Below are 18,393 nucleotides of genomic sequence, written 5' to 3' on the forward strand. Positions count from 1 at the left end.
CCCTATGCGCTCCCGCATGACTACCCCCACCCCCCGGTTCGACGCCCGCGAAGCCTCGAAGTGGTTCTTCCGCCACGGCCACACCGGCTGGCTCGGTCTGCGCTTCACCGATCAGGGCGACAACTGGGTCGAACTAGAACTACCGTGGCGCGAGGATCTGCTGGGGGATCGCAGCCGGCCCGTGCTCGCCTCGGGGCCGATCATCAGCCTGATGGACATGGCGAGCGGCATGGCGATCTGGCAGACGCGCGGCAGCTTCCAGCCGGTGGCGACGCTCGACCTCAGGGTCGATTACCAGCGCCCCGCGCGCGAACGGGCGAGCGTCCGGGGCCGCGTCGAGTGCTACCGCATCACGCGTTCCGCAGCCTTCGTGCGCGGGATCGCCTATGACGACGACCTCGCCGATCCGGTTGCCCATGTCGCGGGCTGCTTCATGACCATCGGCGCCGATCCGCGCGAGGCCAATCCGGCGCTGGGTGGGGGCCGCGATGCCTGAGGGACTGGAGCTCCCCGCCTACGCCCGCTCGCTCGGCCTCAGCCTCACCGGCGAGGAGGAAGGCGGGATGCCGATCCTGACAGTCGATTTCGGGCCGATGGTCGAAGGCCGCCCGCAGCACTTCCACGGCGGCGCGACCGCCGGGCTGCTGGAGAATGCAGGCTATGCCGCCTTGCGCACCGCGCTGATCGCGGCGGGACGCGATCCGCTGCTGAAGCCGATCAACATCACCGTGCAATATCTCGCCGCGGGCAAGTCACAGGCGAGCTTTGCGGTCGGGCGCATCACCCGGCTGGGGCGGCGCAATGCCAATGTCACGGTCGAGGCCTGGCAATCGGACCGCATCCGCCCGATCGCGACGGCCGTGATGAATATCCTGATGGTCTAGGGCGGCGGCGTGGGCGCGGGCGCAGGCCTGACCACCACCCCGCCCTCCTCGACCCGCACCTCGACCGGCACGCCCTCCTGCCGCAGCGACACTCCGTTCTCGTCGACGCGCAAGGACGTGCCCTCCTGCCCGAGCGGGATTTCGCCCCCTTCGAGCACATCGAGCGGCTGGACCGGGCCTTCGGGATCGGGGGTGTCCACGGGCGCGGGAGCGGGCGCGGCGTCGATCTTGAGTGCCGAAAGCATGAAGTCGCGCCAGATGCGCGCCGGCAAGCTGCCGCCGGTGACGCCGGGGAGCGGGGTGTTGTCGTCCTTGCCGATCCACACGCCGACAACAAGGTCGCCCGCATAGCCCACGAACAGCGCATCGCGGTGGTCCTGGGTGGTGCCGGTCTTGCCGTAATTGGCGATCGGCAGCGCGGCCGCCCGCCCCGTCCCGCGGTTGATCGCGGCGCGGAGCATGCCTTCGAGGTCCTCGTGATCGCCCGAGGACATCGCGCTGGTGCGGGTTGTCATCCACTCCCACCAGCTGCGCTCGCCGCGCGGGAAGGCGTGGGGCTCGACCGGGTAGGCATTGGCGGCGATTCCGGCATAGGCCGCGGTGAGCTCCATCAGCGTCATCGCCGAGGTGCCGAGCGCGAGGCTCGGGTCGCCCTCGGCCATCGGCGCGGTGATGCCGAGGCGGCGCGCGGTGCGGATGACCTTCTCGCTCCCCACCGCCTGGAACAGCCGGAAGGCCGCGACATTGCTCGATGAGGCGAAGGCGTCCTCGAGCGTGATCTGGTCCGAGTACTGCTCGCGCGCGTTCTTCGGGCGGTAGCTGCCCTGAGTGACCGGCGTGTTGGGGATGGTGTCGTCGGGCTCCCAGCCCTCCTCCAGCGCGGTGAGGTAGACGAGGGTCTTGAAGGTCGAGCCCGGCTGGCGGCGCGCTTGGGTGGCGCGGTTGAAGGGCGAGGCCTTGTAGTCGCGCCCGCCCACCATCGCCACCACCTCGCCGTTCTTGCGCATCGCGACGAGCGCAACCTGCGCCCCCCCGAGCGGCGCGCGCGCGACGATCCGGCTGGCGAGCGCCTGAAGCCTGGAATCGAGCGTCGTCGTCAGCACCTGCTTGGCATAGCCCGCCTCCATCCCCTCGCGGGCGAGTGGCAGCGCCCAGTCGGCGAAGTAGGTGCCGGTCGGCAGGTTGTCGTCGCGGGTGCGCACGTCGATGCGCGGATCGGGCAGCCCATCGGCCTCGGCGCGGGTGAGGTAACCCTCATCCACCATGGAGTTGATGACGAGCTCCATCCGCTTCTTCGCCTTGTCGTAGTGCCTGGTGGGCGCATAGCGCGAAGGTGCCTGCAGCAGCCCCGCGAGCATCGCCGCCTGTTCGGGGCGCAGCTTCTCGGGCTGGCGGTAGAAGTAATGGAGCGACGCGGCGCGCAGCCCGTACTGGTTGTCGCCGAAATAGGCGTTGGAGAGGTAGCGCTCGAGGATCTCGTCCTTGGTCAGCCAGCCCTCGAGCCACAGCGCGATCAGCGCCTCGCGCGCCTTGCGGGTGAGGCTCTGCTCGGGGGTGAGGAAGGTGAACTTGGCGAGCTGCTGGGTGATGGTCGAGCCGCCCCCGTACCCCGTCCACGCCGCCCGCGCGATGCCGCGCGGGTCGATGCCCCAATGGCTGTAGAACCGCCGGTCCTCGATCGCGATGAAGGCCTGCACCACGTGCGGGGGCAGGTCGGCCACCTTCACCGGCGCCTCGACGATCGCCCCCTGCCGCGCGATCGGCGTGCCGTCGCTGGCGAGCAGCGTGACCTGCGGCGGGGCGATCGGCTCGAGGCTCTTGGAGAGCGGCGCGGTGACCGTGAGCCAGCCGATCAGCAGCGCGAGCACGGCGAAGAACGCCATGATCCCCCGCCCCGTCCACCACAGCTTGGAGCGCTGCCGCCAGTAATCGCGCTGCCACCAGCGCAGCCGCTTCTTCTCGGTCGCGGCGAGCGCCTCGTCGACGAGGCCGAGCTTGGCGTCCCAGTCGTCGAAGGCAGGATGGGCCGAAACGCGCGGGCGCGGCAGGTCGTCGTCGTCCTCATCATCAAGCGGACGCGCGGATTCGTACAGCGGGTAGAACCCGGCGGGCGTGCCTGCACCCTCGTCTGCGCGAGCCCGGGAGCCTTTCCAGAATCGGTCGAAGAACGCCATGGTGGAGGCTGTGTTACCAGCCTAGGACACTTCCCCGCAAGCGGCTGTTTACCGCTTCTTCCCCGCCCCTTCCGGCAGGTCTTCCCCGAACACGCGCTGGTAGTATTCGGCCACCAGCGTGCGCTCGGCCTCGTCGCACTTGTTGAGGAAGCTCAATCGAAAGGCGAAGCCCACCGAGCCGAAGATCGCGGCGTTCTGCGCCCAGGTGATCACGGTGCGCGGGCTCATCACGGTCGAGATATCGCCGTTCATGAAGCCCTGACGGCTCAGCTCGGCGACCTTGACCATGTCGGCGATCAGCTTGTCGTCGGCCTTGGGGGTCTTGGACTTGACGATCTGCTGCTCGACCTCGGGCTTGAGGTAGTTGAGCGCGACGACGATGTTCCAGCGGTCCATCTGCGCCTGATTGATCGCCTGCGTGCCGTGATAGAGCCCGCTGGTGTCGCCGAGGCCGACGGTGTTGGTGGTCGCGAACAGGCGGAAGAACGGGTTGGGGGTGATGACGCGGTTCTGGTCGAGCAGCGTGAGCCGCCCGTCGAATTCGAGCACGCGCTGGATCACGAACATCACGTCGGGGCGGCCCGCGTCATATTCGTCGAAGGTCAGCGCCACGGGGTGCTGGAGCGCCCAGGGCAGGATGCCTTCCTTGAACTCGGTGACCTGCAGCCCGTCCTTCAGCACGATCGCATCGCGCCCGACGAGGTCGATACGGCTGATATGCGCATCGAGGTTGACGCGGATCGAGGGCCAGTTGAGGCGCGCGGCGACCTGTTCGATGTGGGTCGACTTGCCTGTGCCGTGATAGCCCTGCACCATCACCCGGCGGTTGTGCGCGAAGCCTGCCAGGATCGCGAGCGTGGTGTCGGGATCAAACACATAGGCGCCGTCGGTCTCGGGCACGTGTTCGTCGCGCTGGCTGAATGCGGGCACCTGCCAATCGACATCGATGCCGAACACCTCGCGGACGTCGACCGTGGTGTCGGGCTGGTTGGGCATGGCGCTGGCGCCGGCGACAGTGGAGCGGGAGGGTGCAGTCATCGTGGCGTTCGGTTAGAGCGCATGGGGCCTGCCTGCAAGCGCTGCTTTGCGCTGCGGGACCTGCTTAATTTGCAAGTTTGCAGCGCTAGCCCGGCAGGCGGATCGCGGCCAAGTGCCCGCGCTTGATCCACACCCGCGCGCCTTCGGGGCCCGCCGCGAGCGGCAGCGCGGCGCCCTCCGGAAAGCGTGCCCAGTCGTGGCGGGCGAGCGTGCCGCCCTCGTGCGCGAGGCTGCCCTCGAGCACCAGCAGCTCGAAGCCGCCGGGCGCCGCCAGCGTGTCGCTCGCGCCCGGCTGCCATGCCTCGAGCCGCACCTCCTCGTCCGGCCGGGCGCTGAGGATGGCGCTCGCAACCCCCGCCCGCGCCGGATCGGGCGCAAGCGGGAGCGCGCCGAGATCGAGCGCGAACTGCGCCTGGTCTTCGGGGTCGAACTGCCACAGCTTGACGAAGATCGTGCACCCCGGCGCCGAGCCCGGCACATGCGCCGTCCCCACCGGATTGCGAACATAGGTGCCCGCCGGGTAGTCACCATGCTCGTCCTGGAACACGCCGTCGAGGACGATGAACTCCTCCCCGCCGGCATGGACATGGCCGGGGAAGGAACTGCCCGGCGCATAGCGCACGATGCTGGTCGCCCGCGCGACCTCGTCCCCGACGCGGTCGAGCATCCGCCGGTCGACCCCGGCCATGGGGGAGGCCTGCCACGGCAGGCTGTCGGTGGCGACGATCACGGGGGCGGCGAAGTCGGCGTTGATCTGCATCTCAGTTGTCCGAATAGCGTTGCGCGACACGCTCGCGCCAGCTGCGCAGGTGGGCAAGGTCCGCCGGAATTTCGACCTTCGCGAAATCGGCGAAGGCGAGCCCGGCAAAGGCGGTGATATCGGCCATGGTGTAGATGTCACCGGCGATGAACGGCTGATCGGCGAGCACCGTGTCGAGATAGCGCATCGTCGCTTGCGCCTTGCGATAGCCCCGCTCGCCCAATTCGGGAAGCTGGTCGGTTTCGAGCTGCGGCCCCAGACCTTCGGTCGCGTGGTGGAACCAGGCGGCGACTGCGTCGACCAGGCCTTCCTCGGCACGCAGGTTCATCATCTGGGTGATCGCGCGCTGGCGCGGGGTGTCGCCGATCAGCGAGGGGCCGGCGAAGGTTCCGTCGATATATTCGATGATCGCGGTGCAGCGGCCGATGTGGGTGCCGTCCGCAAGCTCGGCGCAGGGCACCGTCGCATCGGGATTGCGGGCGCGGAACGCGGCGGAGCGATGCTCGCCACCCATTACATCGACCGTGACGAATTCCGCCTGCCCGCTCGCGCCTTTCTCGGCCAGCGCCATGCGGACGCGGGCCGGGTTGGCGAATCCTTCGACATCGTAAATGCGCATCTTGTCTCTCCTTGCTGGTGATCAACCTACCAGTAGGTAGGCGTAGTAGCACTTGATTCACCCGAGTCAACCTACTAGTTGGTAGGTATGTCGACACGCGAGCTTCTGATCGATCTGGGCGAGACCGCCATCCGCACGCGCGGGTTTGGCGGGTTCAGCTATGCCGACCTTGCTGCCGAGGCGGGGATCCGCAAGGCGAGCATTCACCACCACTTCCCGGCCAAGGCCGATCTCGGCCTTGCGGTGCTGGAACGCTATGCCGCCCGGCTGGAGGAGGCGCTGGCTGCCTTCCGCGCCGTGCAGCCGGACGCTGCCGGGGCCTTCCGCGCGGCCGTCCGCCTCTACCGCGATGCGCTGGGCGACGGCTCGTCGATGTGCCTGTGCGCCGCGATCGCGGCCGACGGCGAGCGATCGAGCCCGGCGATGCTGGACCGGTTGGCGGCGGCCAACGCGCTTGTGATCGACTGGTTCGCCCAGCTGTTGCGCGACGGGGCGGCGGACGGCTCGCTCGACGTTCCGGGCGGGCCCACGCAGGCCGACGCACTCGCCGCCGCCATGCTCGCGCAATTGCAGGGTGCCCAATTGCTGGCCCGCGCCGGCAGCGATCCGGCGATCTTCGACACCGCCACGGCCAGCCTGCTGCGGCTGTTGCGCATCGCCTGAGCGGCCGAAGGCGCTGGCAATGCGCGCCCACTGCACCTACCTCTTGCAGGTATGGCGCGTCCTGACCCCCTCGAATCGCTGCGCCTCAGGCTGGTCTCGCAGGTGCGCGGGGTTTTCCATGACACCGCGAACGGGCAGACCACCACTCCGCCCTCGGACGAGGCGCTGTTCGAACGCGACACGCCGATCCGGCTGGTCCACGCCGATATCGTCGGGATGATGACCGGCGGGGTACGCGCGCTGCTGCTGCAGATGCTCCACCCCCACGCGCTCCAGGGCGTCCTCGATCATTCGAATTTCCGCGAGGACATGCACGGCCGGCTGCGCCGCACCGCGCGGTTCATCGCCGTCACCACCTTCGGCCACCGCGACGCGGCGATGCAGGCGATCGCGCGGGTCAACCGCATTCACGCCAAGGTCGGCGGGACGCTCCCCGACGGCACGCGCTACGAGGCGACCAATCCGCGCACGCTCGCCTGGGTGCATGTCACCGAAGCGCAGAGCTTTCTGGCGGGCTATCTCCGCCATGTCCGCCCCGCTATGCCGGTGGCCGAGCAGGACGAATACTACCGCCAGTTCGCGGTCATCGCGCGCGCGCTTGGTGCCGATCCGGTGCCCGAGACCCGCGCCGAGGCGGATAGAATATTCCGCGAGCTGCGCCACGATCTCGCGACTTCGAAGGAAGCGCGCGAGGTGGCGCAGCTGGTGCTCAGCCAACGCCCGCCGGGGACGCCGCTGGCCGTGCAGACGATGATCACTGCCGATGCCGTCGCCATGCTGCCCGGCTGGGCGGCCGCGATGCTCAACCTCCAGCGCCCGGTGCTCGCTGCCCTGCCCGCGCGCGCCGCGACATGGGGCATGGGCCGCACGCTGCGCTGGGCGTTCCGGCAGACCTGATTTTCGACGAAAGGGGAGGACACCGATGGCCGAATTCACCTTCTACACCGTCGCCATGAGCCGCGGTCAGATTGCGCGCTGGGCGCTGCACGAGGCGGGCGCGGATTACGAGCAGTTGGTGTTCGACTGGGCCACGCGCCCGGAGAGCTTCAAGACAATCAACCCGATGAACAAGGTGCCCGCGCTCGTCCACCACCACGGCGGTCACGACCACGTCGTCACCGAATGCGCCGCGATCAACCACTACCTTGCCGAGACCCACCCCGACAAAGGCCTTCTCCCCGACGCGCACGAGCGCGCCGCCTATTTCCGCTGGCTGTTCTTTGCCGCCGGGCCGCTGGAGCAGGCCGTGGTGGCGCAGGCGATGGGCTGGCAGGTGCCCGAGGGCAAGACCGGGATGGCGGGCTTCGGCAGCTTCGAACTGACCCTGGACACGCTCGATAGCTGGTTGTCGACAAACGACTTCGCCGCGGGCAGCCGCTTCACCATGGCCGACACCTACGTGGGCAGCCAGTTCGTGTGGGGCCTCCGGTTCGGCTCGATCCCCGAGCGCCCATCGTTCCGCGCCTACGTCGAGCGCATCACCCAGCGACCCGCCTATGCCGAGGCCAACGCCATCGACGCGGCGATCATCAAGGCGGCGCAGGGCTAGGCCAGCGCCGCACTCTTCTTGAGCACCTGATAAGCATCGACCACGGCGGTGAGCTGCGCCTCGTGCGCGCGGTCGCCGCCATTGCGGTCGGGGTGGTAGCGGCGCACCAGTTCGGAATAGCGCCTGCGGAGCCGCGTGCGATCGGTGTCGGAGCCCAAACCCATCACCTCGAGCGCGACCGCCTCTTCGCGCGAGAAGCGCCCCGACATCGCCGCCTTGGCCTCGCGCTCGGCGCGCGACTTGATGCCGCGGGCGCGGGCGCTGATCGCCTCCAAGGGGTCGGCATAGTCGGCCCAGCGCGGCCCATCGGCGATTCCCGCCGTGGGGCGGAACACCCGGCTCTCGGTCTGCCAACCCGCGATGGGCGACTGGGCGCGCAGGATCTCCTCGGCGCTCATGCCTTCGAACCAGTCGTATCCCGCGTTGAACTCGCGCACGTGTTGCAGGCAGAACCAGCGCCACTCACCCGGCCCGTCGAAGCCGTGCGGCCGCCGCCCGGGCGCGCGGAATTCGCCCGCCTCACGGCAGCCAGGAGCTTCGCAAGCGCGCCCGGGGCTCTCGACGCGGCCGTGGAATCGTGGTGAAGGCATGAAGGCGCTAGGTGGCGATTGCAGGCGCAAAATCCAAGCGCCAAAAGCCCCAATGCTGCGACCTTTACTTCGTTCGCGCTGGATCGAGCGTGAAGAACATGACCTGGATCAGTCGACCATCGTGCACCGTTTTCCCGAAACCGGGGCAGGAGGTATGCCAGAACCACGGGCGCAGCAGCACCAGACGATTGAAGCGCATCGGTATATCGAAAGTCTTCTCCCACGCCGCGGGACGCAGGCTGTCCTTGGCGAGGATGGTGTTGCACGCCTCGGACACGCTCGCATACCCCATCGCCTGCGCCTCGCTGTCGTTGATCGGGGCGCGATCAGTATCGGTCGCCTTGTGACGGAAGAATCGCGTTCCACCGCGGCAGTCTTGCGGACGCGAGAGATAGAGGATGCCGGACCACTGGGAATCGTCCACGTGAACCCGGGCGTTCTTGGAATCGCTCGCCAGCGTCAATCGGCATTTGCCGTGCGACTGAAGCGGCTCGACCGGCTTTAACGGCTCCCCGGTAACATGCGAGACATAATCCGAAAGCCCGGGGAGATCGAGCCGCTGGACACTGTTGCGACCGGAGTAATTACCGCCTTGCTCGGGGTAGTCCAGGCCCAAGGCCAGGTCGCGGAAGTGATCCGGTTCTTCGAGGAAATCGTCGATGACAATGAACGAGGTGGGCATCGCGACGCGGATAGACCGCCGCCTGACGCTTTGCAATGCGTTGGCAGGTGCTCCAAAGGAGCGACACCGAAAGGAGAAGAAAACGATGACCGGATCGGTTGCCGAGGAAATGCATGCGCTCCTGACCGAGGCTTTCGCGCCGACGCGGCTCGCGATCATCAACGACAGCGCCAAGCATTCGGGTCACATGGGCGACGACGGTTCAGGCGAATCGCATTTCACGGTGGAGATCGAAGCGGCGGTCTTTGCCGAGATGAACCGCCTCGCCCGCCAGCGCGCGGTGATCGCGGCGCTGGGGGACATCGTCGGGCAGCGCGTCCATGCGGTGGCGATAAAGGCGAGCGTGCCGGAAGCGTGAGCGTGACCCTCAACCCCGCCCTGCGCCTGCGCCCTGCGGCGCGGCTGATCGTGCTCGATCCCGCGGGCCGCGCGCTGATGTTTCGCTATGACGTGCCCGGCCGTCCGCCCTTCTGGGTGACCGCAGGCGGCGAGGTCGATCCGGGCGAGAGCTTCGAGGATGCCGCGCGGCGCGAATTGTTCGAGGAGACCGGCATCGTCGCCGACCCCGGCCCCCAGATCGCCCGGATGACCCCCGAATTCGTCACGGTCGAGGGCGAGCCGGTGCAGGCCGACGAGCGCTTCTTTCTGATACGCGTGGACGACGCGCGGATCGACACCGCAGGGCACACCGAGACCGAGCAGGCGCTGATGACGCAGCACCGCTGGTTCACACTCGAGGAGCTGGAAAGCTGGCACGAGGCGGTGTTTCCGGTGGAACTCGCCGCCATGATCCGGTCTGCAATCGCAACCTGATTGCGCGGGCCCGAACCGCCCGCTACCTCTCCAGGAAAAGGGAGAGAAACATGGACTACGCAGGCAAGGTGGCATGGATCACCGGCGCATCCTCGGGCATTGGCGCGGCGCTGGCGCGGGAGCTGGCCGCGCGGGGCGCTCACGTGGTGCTGTCGGGCCGTGACGAAGCGCGCCTCGCCGAGGTCGCGGCAGATTGCGGCGAGACCCTGATCCTCGCCTTCGACGTGCGCGATGATGCCGCTCTGGCTGACGCGACCGCCAAGGCCATCGCGTGGAAGGGCGGCGTCGACATCGCCTTCGCCAATGCCGGGATTTCGCAGAGGAGCCGCGCGTTGAAGACCTCGATGCAGGTCTACCGCGACATCATCGAAGTCGATCTCCTCGCCCAGATCGCTTTCACGCAAGGGCTGATCGGCCATATGGCCGAGCGCGGATCGGGGGCCTTGGGGTTCATCTCCTCGATCGCGGGCAAGGTCGGGGTGCCGATGCGCACGGCCTATTGCGCCGCCAAGTTCGGGCTGGCGGGCTATGCCGACGCGCTCAGGGCCGAGCTGTCGATCAACGGCGTGTCGGTGCACACCATCTACCCGGGCTCGGTCGCGACCAATGTGTCGAGGAACGCGCTCACCGCCGAAGGCACCGCGCGGGGCCGCAGCGACAAGGCGATCGACGAGGGCATCCCGGCTGACGTCGCCGCCCGCCAGATGCTTGACGGGATCGCTACAGGCACTCGCGAGATAATCGTCGCCGAGGGCTTCGAGCTCGCCATGGGCGAGGCACGCCGCACGCCCGAGGCGCTGCTCGATCAGGTCGCGGAGATGGTCGCCAAGGGTTACATGGACAAGCTGGAGCAGCAGTGATGAGCTTCGACCTCAAGCGGGTGCACCTTCCGAACGGGATCCACCTCGACATCGTCGACGAAGGGCCGGTCGACGCCCCGGTGCTGATCTTCCTCCACGGCTTTCCCGAAAGCCACCGCACCTGGCGGCACCAGATCCGCCATTTCTCCGACCGCTTCCGCTGCATCGCCCCCGATCAGCGCGGCTATCGCGGCTCGTCGAAACCGCAGGAGGTCGCTGCCTATACCCCCGACAAGCTGATCGGCGACGTCTTCCTGCTCGCCGACACGCTGGGGATCGCGAGCTTCACCATCGTCGGGCACGACTGGGGCGGGGCGATTGCCTGGGGAGTGGCGCTCGGCGGCCAGCACGCCCGCGTGACCCGCGCGGTGATCGCCAACGCGCCGCACCCGGCGATCTTCCAGCGCCTGCTCTACACTCACCCTGTCCAGCGCGAGGCGAGCCAGTACATCCGCGGGTTCAAGGACCCTGCCAACGACGCGCTGGTGAAGGAGCACGGGCTCACCGGCCTCCTGCTCAAGGAAGTGAAGTGGGACCGCCCCACGGCGATGGAGCCCGAGGAGCGCGACCAGCTGCTGCGCGACTGGCAGAACCGTGACGCCGCCTTCGGGATGCTCAACTATTACCGTGCGAGCCCGATCGACGTGCCGCCGATGGACGCGCCTTTCGCAGTGCCGGAGGGCTGGACGCCGCCCGCCCTGCCCAAGCTGACCATCCCGACGCTGGTGATCTGGGCTCTGGACGACCTCGCCCTGCCCCCTGAGAACCTCGAGGGACTGGAGGACATCATCGACCCGCTCACCATCGTGAAGGTGCCGGACTGCGGGCATTTCGTGCCGTGGGAGGCGCCCGAGGCAGTCAATGCGGCGATCGAGGCGTTCCTCGCGGGCTAACCCGCCCGCCACTCCACCCAGGCGCCATGCGGGTGCGCGTGGGACAGCAGGTACTCCTCGCCGCGATGTGCCGCGCCGTCCCACAGGCGGACACGCAATTCGTGGCGGAAGGTGGCGGGGTCGGTCTCCAGCGCGATCCAGCCGAGCGGGGTATCGGGGGTCGCGGCAAGGCCCTCGGCCTCGAAGTCGGCGGTGATGCGCGCCTGCGTTGCGGCGGGCATGTATTGCCACATGATCGAATGGAACATCACCCGCGCGGTGCCCGGCTGCCGGGGGCGCGCCAGCATGTCGGCGGCAAAGTCCCCCGCATCGGCCGCGACGACATCGGCCGGCTGCGCGCCCGCCAGCGCGATTGCGGCGTCAATCCGCGCCATCCGTTCCCCGGCATCGGGCCAGACATAGGCCTTGAGCCGCAGCGCTGCCTCGGGATCGGCAAGGTTGATCGGGGCGATGTCGCAGCCCTTCACCGATGTGATGGCGAAACCGGATGGCGGCGGCGGCGGTGAGGCGCCGCGCCACTCGGGCACGATCCGCATCGGCGACGCCTCCGGCCCGACCTCGGTTTCGCCGAGCCTGAAGAAGTAGCGGTCGATCATGGTGTTGACGCCCGCACTTGCGCCAAGCTCGAACAGGTCGAACCGCGGACAGCGCACCCGCCCCGCCAGCCACAGGAGCCCCGCCATGATGCTCGCGGCGCGGCCCGCCTCGTTGGTCTGCGGCGGGCCGTCGAGCCACGGCAGCAGCCGCGCATCGAACCTGCGCGTAAGATCGAGCACCAGCGCATCGACCTCGTGCTGATCGGTGACATCGCCGGAATAGACCGCGCCAAGCCGCATGTCCGCCCCGGTCAGCAACAGGTGGTGAAATCCGCCTGCGATCCTGAGCGGCATCGCATCCTTGAGCGTCAGGCCCTGCCAGTTCGCGATCCGCCGTCCGGTCGCCGTGTCGCTCGCCCGCACCCCGGCGAGCGCGCGGATCACGCGGGCCGTGGCGGGCGCGCCGTTCTCCTCGGCATGGCGGGCCTGCCATTCGAGCGCTGCCGTAAAGTCTTCCAGACCCATGATTCCCGGCTCGCTCACCGCCATCACCATTGCCCTTTTGCCGTCCCGCCCTTAAGTGCGCGGCCAATCATGACCATCAATGGCATCCCCGACAATCCCGGACAGCTGACCTTCGCTGTCCCCAAGGGCCGCATCCTCGACGAGGCGCTGCCGGTGATGGCACGCGCCGGTGTGAAGCCTGCGGCCGATTTCCACGACCCCAAGAGCCGCGCCCTCGCCTTCGGCACCACCCGCCCCGACATGCGCCTGATCCGCGTGCGCGCCTTCGATGTGGCGACCTTCGTCGCGCATGGCGCGGCGCAGGTGGGGATCGTCGGTTCGGACGTGATCGAGGAATTCGACTACGCCGATCTCTACGCGCCGGTCGATCTCGGGATCGGGCTGTGCCGCCTGTCGGTCGCGCGTATGGCATCGGATGCCGACGAAGCCGGAACTGCCAGCCACCTGCGCGTGGCCACCAAATACCCGAGCCTCACCCGCCGCCACTTCGAAGCCGCCGGCGTGCAGGCCGAATGCGTCAAGCTCAACGGCGCGATGGAGCTTGCCCCTTCGCTCGGACTTGCTCGCCAGATCGTCGATCTCGTCTCGACCGGCACCACCCTGCGCGAGAATGGCCTCATCGAGACTGCGGTCATCCTCGAGATTTCCGCGCGCCTGATCGTCAACCGCACCGCCCTCAAGACCGACCGCCGCGTCGCCGCGCTGGTCGACGCCTTCCGCCGCGAGGCCGAGGAACGCGCTCACAAGGCTCCCGTCGCTGCATGACCGCCAAGCTGCTCTCCACCTTCCAACCCGACTTCGAGACGAAGTTCGCCCGCATCGTCGATGCGCGGCGCGAAGCCGATTCCGATGTCGCGGGTCAGGTCTCGGGCATCCTCCAGGCGGTCAAGGGCCGCGGCGATGCGGCGCTGGTCGAATACACGCAGCGGTTCGATGGCTATGCGCTGATCGACGAAAGCGACTGGGTCATTACCCGCGAGCGCTGCGAGCAGGCCTATAACGACATTGCCCCGGACTTGCGCGAGGCGTTGGAACTCGCCGCTGCGCGCATCCGCGCCTATCACGAGGCGCAGCTCCCCGCGAACCGCGACTATGTCGACGGCGCGGGCGTGCGCTTGGGCGCGATCTGGCGGGCGGTGGATGCAGCGGGGCTCTATGTGCCCGGCGGGCGTGCGGCCTATCCCTCCTCGCTGCTGATGAACGCGATCCCCGCGCGCGTGGCGGGGGTCGAGCGGCTGGTGGTCGTCACCCCCACCCCCAAGGGCCAGTCGAACCCGATGGTGCTCGCAGCCGCGCATATCGCGGGCGTGGACGAGATCTGGCGCGTGGGCGGTGCACAGGCTGTCGGCGCGCTCGCCTATGGCACCGAGCGGATCAAGCGGGTCGACGTCGTCACCGGCCCCGGCAATGCCTGGGTGGCCGAGGCCAAGCGCCAGCTGTTCGGCGTGGTCGGGATCGACATGGTCGCAGGCCCTTCGGAAATCCTCGTCATCGCCGACGGGAAGAACGATCCCGACTGGATCGCCGCCGACCTGCTTTCGCAGGCGGAGCATGACCCGACCTCGCAGTCGATCCTCATCACCGACGATGCGGGGTTCGCACGGCAGGTGGAGGACTGCATCGACTTGCAGATCACCCAGCTCGCCACGGCGAAGACGGCGCGGGCGAGTTGGGATGCGCATGGCGTGATGATCGTGGTCAACGATCTCCTCGCCGAGGCCCCGGCGCTGGCCAACCGTTTGGCTGCCGAACACGTCGAGATCGCCCTCGACGATCCCGAGCCCTACCTCGCGGCGATCCGCCACGCGGGCAGCATCTTCCTCGGCCGCATGACGCCCGAGGCGGTGGGCGATTATGTCGCCGGGCCGAACCACGTGCTGCCCACGGGACGCCGCGCGCGCTTCTCGAGCGGGTTGTCGGTGCTCGACTTCATGAAGCGCACGAGTTTCCTCGGGCTCGATGCCGCGTCCTTCGCCGCGATCGGCCCTGCCGCCGCGACCCTCGCCCATGCCGAGGGGCTGCCGGCGCATGCCAAGTCCGTGGAACTCAGAATCCGATGAACCAGCCCGTCCGCTCCCAGGCCCGCTCGGCCGCGCGTCTTGCCGCCGTCCAGGCGCTGTACCAGCAGCACATGGAGGGCACCGCCCTCGCCCGGCTGCTCGACGAATTTCACCAGCACCGGCTGGGACGCACGATCGACGACGAGGATTTCGACGAGGCCGAATATGCCGACGCCGAGGTGCCGTTCTTCGACGATGTCGTGCGCGGTGTGGACGCCCGGCGTGACGAGATCGATGCGCTTGTGGCGGGCAAGCTCGCGAGCGGCTGGACCCTCGCGCGGCTCGACAAGGCGATGCTACAGGTGCTTCGCGCCGGCACCTATGAACTGCTCGCGCGCGCCGATGTGCCCGCGGCCGTCGTGATCAACGAGTATGTCGAGGTCGCCAAGGCCTTCTTCGACGACGGGCAGGCCAAGTTCGTCAACGGCATCCTCGATGCGGTGGCCAGGGACGCGCGGGGCTGAACGAGCCTGATTTCATCGCCGCCTTGCGCAGCCTGCCGCTCCATTCCGGCGCGCGCGGGCTCATGGATGATTGCGCGGTCATCGACCTCGGCAGCGAGACCTTCGTCGTCACCCACGACATGATGGCCGAGGGCACCCATTTCCGCGCCGATGCCGACATGGCAGACGTTGCGTGGAAGCTGGTCGCGACCAATCTCTCGGACCTTGCCGCCAAGGGCGCGGAGCCGGTGGGCGTGCTGCTCGGCCACATGCTGGGGCGCGACGATGCGCGGTTTCTCGATGGGCTGCGCGACGCGCTCGAGGCCTTCACGACCCCGCTGCTGGGGGGCGACACGATTGCGGCTGGGGCCCCGCGCGCCTTCGGCCTGACGGCCATCGGGCGGGCGAGCCACGTGCCGGTACCCGCGCGGAGCGGGGCGCAGGCGGGCGACGGGGTGTTCCTGACCGGCCCGGTCGGCCGCGCGATGCTCGGCTTTGCGGGCGACCCCGAACACCGCGCCGCCTTCGACCGCCCCGTCCCCCGCCTCGCCAAGGGCCGCGCGCTCGCCCCGCATGTCAGCGCGATGATGGACGTCTCGGACGGGCTGCTGCTCGATTGCTGGCGCATGGCCGAGGCGAGCGGGGTGACGATCACGCTCGACCCGCAAGCGATCCCGGTCGCGGACCCCGCGCAATTCGACAAATGCATCCGCTGGGGCGATGATTACGAGCTGCTGTTCACCGCGCAGCCTGCCGCCGCGCTGCCCATACCGGCGCACCGCATCGGCACCGTCGGCGCGCGCGGGCCCGCCCCGCTGCTGCTCGGCGAGGCCCTGCTCGACGACCCCGCCAGCCTCGGCTACCGCCACGGCTGAGCGCTGCCGCACACCCGCCCCCTCACTAATTTGCGCAAAGCGGCGCAAAACCGCGCTTGGCACTCTGCCTTAGGCTTGCCAGCCCTTGGCAAGCCCCTATGACTGTGCGCCTTGCGCCCATGGGATCTCGACGCGGCGCAGGCTCCCGAACCCGGGAAGCGACATAAGACGAGAGGGGATTGCTCGTGAATCTATTGCTCATTTCGATTGGGCTGGGGGTGCTTGCCATTGTCTATGGCATCGTCACCAGCTCGCAGGTGCTCGGCGCGAGTGCCGGTAACGCGCGGATGCAGGAAATTGCCGCCGCCATCCAGGAAGGCGCTCAGGCCTACCTCAACCGCCAATATTCGACCATCGCCATCGTCGGCGTGGTGGTGGCCGCGATCGTCGCCTTCGCGCTCGGCACGACCGCGGTGATCGGCTTCGTCACCGGCGCGGTGCTTTCGGGCGTGGCGGGCTATATCGGGATGAATATCTCGGTCCGCTCGAACGTGCGCACCGCCGAGGCGGCCTCGACCGGGCTTCAGGCCGGCCTCACCCTCGCCTTCCGCGCGGGCGCGATCACCGGCATGCTGGTCGCGGGGCTGGCGCTGCTCGCCATTGCGGTGTTCTTCGCCGCCATGATCGGGCCGATGGGCCTGTCGCCTTCGAGCCGCGCGGTGATCGACGGCCTTGTGGGCCTCGCCTTCGGCGCCTCGCTGATCTCGATCTTCGCGCGTTTGGGTGGGGGCATCTTCACCAAGGCGGCGGATGTCGGCGCCGACCTTGTCGGCAAGGTCGAAGCAGGCATCCCCGAGGATGACCCGCGCAATCCCGCCGTGATCGCGGACAACGTCGGCGACAATGTCGGCGACTGCGCGGGCATGGCCGCGGACCTGTTCGAGACTTACGTCGTCACCGTCGGCGCCACCATGGTGCTGACCGCGCTGCTGCTCACCAACCTCGGCGACCTGCTGCTGCCGATGATGGCGCTGCCGCTGCTGATCGGGGGCGTGTGCATCGTCACCTCGATCCTCGGCACCTATTTCGTGCGCCTTGGAGGGGGCACCAACGTGATGGGGGCGATGTACAAGGGCTTCATCGTCACTGCGGTCACCTCGATCCCGGCGATCTATGCCGTGATGAGCTATGCCTTGGGCGACATGAACGCGCTGGTGAACCCGCCACGCGCCGATGTGGAGCCCTCGCTCGTAGACGAGTTGAGGACCTTAGGCGATCCCAATGCCAGCATCACCGGCATAAGCCTGTTCTACTGCGCCCTGCTCGGCCTTGCCATCACCGGCCTCATCATCTGGATCACCGAGTACTACACCGGCACCAAGTACCGTCCGGTGCGCTCGATCGCCAAGGCCTCTGAAACCGGCCACGGCACCAACGTGATCCAGGGCCTCGCGATCAGCCTCGAGGCGACCGCGCTGCCGACGCTGGTGATCGTGGCGGGCATCATCATCGCCTATGGGCTCGCGGGCCTGATGGGGATCGCCTATGCGGCGACTGCCATGCTGGCGCTGGCGGGCATGGTCGTGGCGCTCGACGCCTATGGTCCGGTCACCGACAATGCGGGGGGCATTGCCGAAATGGCCGGGCTTGACGATTCCGTGCGGGAAAAAACCGACCTGCTCGACGCGGTGGGCAACACCACCAAGGCCGTGACCAAGGGCTATGCCATCGGTTCGGCGGGCCTTGGCGCGCTGGTGCTGTTCGCGGCCTACACGACGGACCTTCGGACCTTCTTCCCCGATGCGAATGTCGACTTCAGCCTCGAGAATCCCTTCGTGATCGTCGGCCTGCTGCTCGGCGCGCTTCTGCCCTACCTGTTCGGGGCGATGGGGATGACGGCGGTTGGCCGCGCGGCGGGCGACGTGGTGGTGGACGTGCGCGAGCAGTTCCGCACCAATCCGGGGATCATGGCGGGCACCTCCAAGCCCGACTATGCCCGCACCGTCGACCTCGTCACCAAGGCCGCGATCAAGGAGATGATCATCCCCTCGCTGCTGCCGGTGCTGGCGCCGGTGGTGGTCTATTTCGTGATCACCGCCATCGCGGGGCAGGACAACGGCTTTGCGGCGCTGGGCGCGCTGCTGCTCGGCGTGATCGTCGGCGGGCTGTTCGTCGCGCTCTCGATGACTGCCGGCGGCGGAGCGTGGGACAACGCCAAGAAGTACATCGAGGACGGCAACCACGGCGGCAAGGGCTCCGAAGCCCACAAGGCCGCGGTAACGGGCGACACGGTCGGCGATCCCTACAAGGACACCGCCGGGCCGGCGGTCAACCCGATGATCAAGATCACCAACATCGTCGCGCTGCTGCTGCTCGCGGCGCTGGCACACGGGGCGGCTTGATCAGCCCCATCCGGTGAAAATCCAGACCCCGCCGGGCGCGATCCCGGCGGGGTTTATCTTTGCCCGCGCCCCTGTCCCCCCATCGGA

At 68.4% G+C, this 18,393-nt stretch carries 21 protein-coding genes; 14 read left to right on the forward strand and 7 right to left on the reverse strand.

The genetic code is table 11. The features are described from left to right. The first annotated feature begins 16 nt into the window (after positions 1–16). Together AX692_RS11145 and AX692_RS11150 are read left to right on the forward strand one after the other, a co-directional pair. Complete coding sequence (locus tag AX692_RS11145) at positions 17–496, forward strand: PaaI family thioesterase (RefSeq protein WP_073975956.1); 480 nt, start codon at positions 17–19, stop codon at positions 494–496. After that, entirely contained in the window at positions 489–884 is a 396-nt protein-coding gene (locus AX692_RS11150; RefSeq protein WP_073975997.1) for a PaaI family thioesterase, read from the forward strand. Before AX692_RS11145 ends, AX692_RS11150 begins: the two co-directional genes overlap by 8 nt. On the opposite strand, the gene AX692_RS11155 is transcribed toward AX692_RS11150, so the two are convergent. From AX692_RS11155 to AX692_RS11170, 4 genes are all read right to left on the reverse strand, one after another. Continuing rightward, a complete protein-coding gene (locus AX692_RS11155) occupies positions 881–3,058 on the reverse strand; it encodes a transglycosylase domain-containing protein (protein ID WP_073975957.1) in 2,178 nt (725 codons plus the stop codon). The genes AX692_RS11150 and AX692_RS11155 overlap by 4 nt on opposite strands. Before the next feature lie 48 nt (positions 3,059–3,106). Continuing rightward, the gene (cobS, locus tag AX692_RS11160; protein ID WP_073975958.1) at positions 3,107–4,096 is read right to left on the reverse strand and encodes a cobaltochelatase subunit CobS; all 990 of its coding nucleotides are present in this window, start codon (positions 4,094–4,096) and stop codon (positions 3,107–3,109) included. 85 nt (positions 4,097–4,181) lie between these two features. Further along, a complete protein-coding gene (locus tag AX692_RS11165) occupies positions 4,182–4,856 on the reverse strand; it encodes a cupin domain-containing protein (protein WP_073975959.1) in 675 nt (224 codons plus the stop codon). A 1-nt stretch (position 4,857) separates the two neighbouring features. Continuing rightward, a complete protein-coding gene (locus tag AX692_RS11170; protein ID WP_073975960.1) occupies positions 4,858–5,475 on the reverse strand; it encodes a glutathione S-transferase family protein in 618 nt (205 codons plus the stop codon). Between the two features lie 87 nt (positions 5,476–5,562). Here AX692_RS11170 and AX692_RS11175 point away from each other — a divergent pair, with 87 nt between their 5' ends. From AX692_RS11175 to AX692_RS11185, 3 genes are read left to right on the forward strand one after another with little or no spacing between them, the layout of a single operon-like run. Further along, positions 5,563–6,138: a TetR/AcrR family transcriptional regulator gene (locus AX692_RS11175; RefSeq protein WP_073975961.1), complete on the forward strand. Its 576-nt coding sequence runs from the start codon at positions 5,563–5,565 to the stop codon at positions 6,136–6,138. A gap of 51 nt (positions 6,139–6,189) precedes the next feature. Then, positions 6,190–7,035 carry an oxygenase MpaB family protein gene (locus AX692_RS11180; RefSeq protein ID WP_073975962.1) on the forward strand — a complete coding sequence of 282 codons (846 nt, stop codon included), beginning with the start codon at positions 6,190–6,192 and terminating at the stop codon, positions 7,033–7,035. A gap of 25 nt (positions 7,036–7,060) precedes the next feature. Next, entirely contained in the window at positions 7,061–7,687 is a 627-nt protein-coding gene (locus AX692_RS11185) for a glutathione S-transferase family protein (RefSeq protein ID WP_073975963.1), read from the forward strand. On the opposite strand, the gene AX692_RS11190 is transcribed toward AX692_RS11185, so the two are convergent. Both AX692_RS11190 and AX692_RS11195 read right to left on the reverse strand, forming a co-directional pair. Beyond that, positions 7,684–8,277, reverse strand: coding sequence for a J domain-containing protein (locus AX692_RS11190; RefSeq protein WP_073975964.1), 594 nt, complete (start codon positions 8,275–8,277; stop codon positions 7,684–7,686). The two genes, AX692_RS11185 and AX692_RS11190, sit on opposite strands and share 4 nt — an antisense overlap. 64 nt (positions 8,278–8,341) lie before the next feature. Next, on the reverse strand, positions 8,342–8,959 hold the full coding sequence (locus AX692_RS11195) for a DUF6445 family protein (RefSeq protein WP_073975965.1): 618 nt from the start codon (positions 8,957–8,959) through the stop codon (positions 8,342–8,344). Positions 8,960–9,044: 85 nt separating this feature from the next. Between AX692_RS11195 and AX692_RS11200 the strand changes: the two genes are divergently transcribed. The 4 genes from AX692_RS11200 to AX692_RS11215 are packed head-to-tail and all read left to right on the forward strand — an operon-like array spanning position 9,045 to position 11,525. Further along, a complete protein-coding gene (locus tag AX692_RS11200; protein ID WP_073975966.1) occupies positions 9,045–9,317 on the forward strand; it encodes a BolA family protein in 273 nt (90 codons plus the stop codon). Then, entirely contained in the window at positions 9,314–9,772 is a 459-nt protein-coding gene (locus AX692_RS11205; protein ID WP_081095264.1) for an NUDIX hydrolase, read from the forward strand. The genes AX692_RS11200 and AX692_RS11205 overlap by 4 nt, the downstream gene beginning before the upstream one ends. A 50-nt stretch (positions 9,773–9,822) precedes the next feature. Next, positions 9,823–10,632, forward strand: coding sequence for an SDR family NAD(P)-dependent oxidoreductase (locus AX692_RS11210; protein WP_073975967.1), 810 nt, complete (start codon positions 9,823–9,825; stop codon positions 10,630–10,632). Next, positions 10,632–11,525: an alpha/beta fold hydrolase gene (locus AX692_RS11215; protein ID WP_073975968.1), complete on the forward strand. Its 894-nt coding sequence runs from the start codon at positions 10,632–10,634 to the stop codon at positions 11,523–11,525. The genes AX692_RS11210 and AX692_RS11215 overlap by 1 nt, the downstream gene beginning before the upstream one ends. Here the strand turns inward: AX692_RS11215 and AX692_RS11220 are convergent. After that, on the reverse strand, positions 11,522–12,616 hold the full coding sequence (locus tag AX692_RS11220; protein WP_330997359.1) for a DUF2332 domain-containing protein: 1,095 nt from the start codon (positions 12,614–12,616) through the stop codon (positions 11,522–11,524). The genes AX692_RS11215 and AX692_RS11220 overlap by 4 nt on opposite strands. Before the next feature lie 39 nt (positions 12,617–12,655). Here AX692_RS11220 and hisG point away from each other — a divergent pair, with 39 nt between their 5' ends. The 5 genes from hisG to AX692_RS11245 all read left to right on the forward strand — a co-directional run bounded on the left by hisG (position 12,656) and on the right by AX692_RS11245 (position 18,306). Further along, complete coding sequence (gene hisG, locus AX692_RS11225; RefSeq protein ID WP_073975969.1) at positions 12,656–13,351, forward strand: ATP phosphoribosyltransferase; 696 nt, start codon at positions 12,656–12,658, stop codon at positions 13,349–13,351. Next, positions 13,348–14,646: a histidinol dehydrogenase gene (gene hisD, locus AX692_RS11230; RefSeq protein ID WP_073975970.1), complete on the forward strand. Its 1,299-nt coding sequence runs from the start codon at positions 13,348–13,350 to the stop codon at positions 14,644–14,646. The genes hisG and hisD overlap by 4 nt, the downstream gene beginning before the upstream one ends. Beyond that, the gene (gene nusB, locus AX692_RS11235; protein ID WP_073975971.1) at positions 14,643–15,110 is read left to right on the forward strand and encodes a transcription antitermination factor NusB; all 468 of its coding nucleotides are present in this window, start codon (positions 14,643–14,645) and stop codon (positions 15,108–15,110) included. The genes hisD and nusB overlap by 4 nt, the downstream gene beginning before the upstream one ends. Before the next feature lie 23 nt (positions 15,111–15,133). Then, positions 15,134–15,964 carry a thiamine-phosphate kinase gene (gene thiL, locus AX692_RS11240; RefSeq protein ID WP_196489958.1) on the forward strand — a complete coding sequence of 277 codons (831 nt, stop codon included), beginning with the start codon at positions 15,134–15,136 and terminating at the stop codon, positions 15,962–15,964. A 185-nt stretch (positions 15,965–16,149) separates the two neighbouring features. Next, positions 16,150–18,306, forward strand: a complete 2,157-nt coding sequence (locus AX692_RS11245) for a sodium-translocating pyrophosphatase (RefSeq protein WP_073975973.1) — start codon at positions 16,150–16,152, stop codon at positions 18,304–18,306. Positions 18,307–18,393: the final 87 nt, after the last annotated feature.

The organism is Erythrobacter donghaensis (assembly GCF_001557325.1).
In the GTDB taxonomy this organism is placed as follows: Bacteria; Pseudomonadota; Alphaproteobacteria; order Sphingomonadales; family Sphingomonadaceae; genus Erythrobacter; species Erythrobacter donghaensis_B.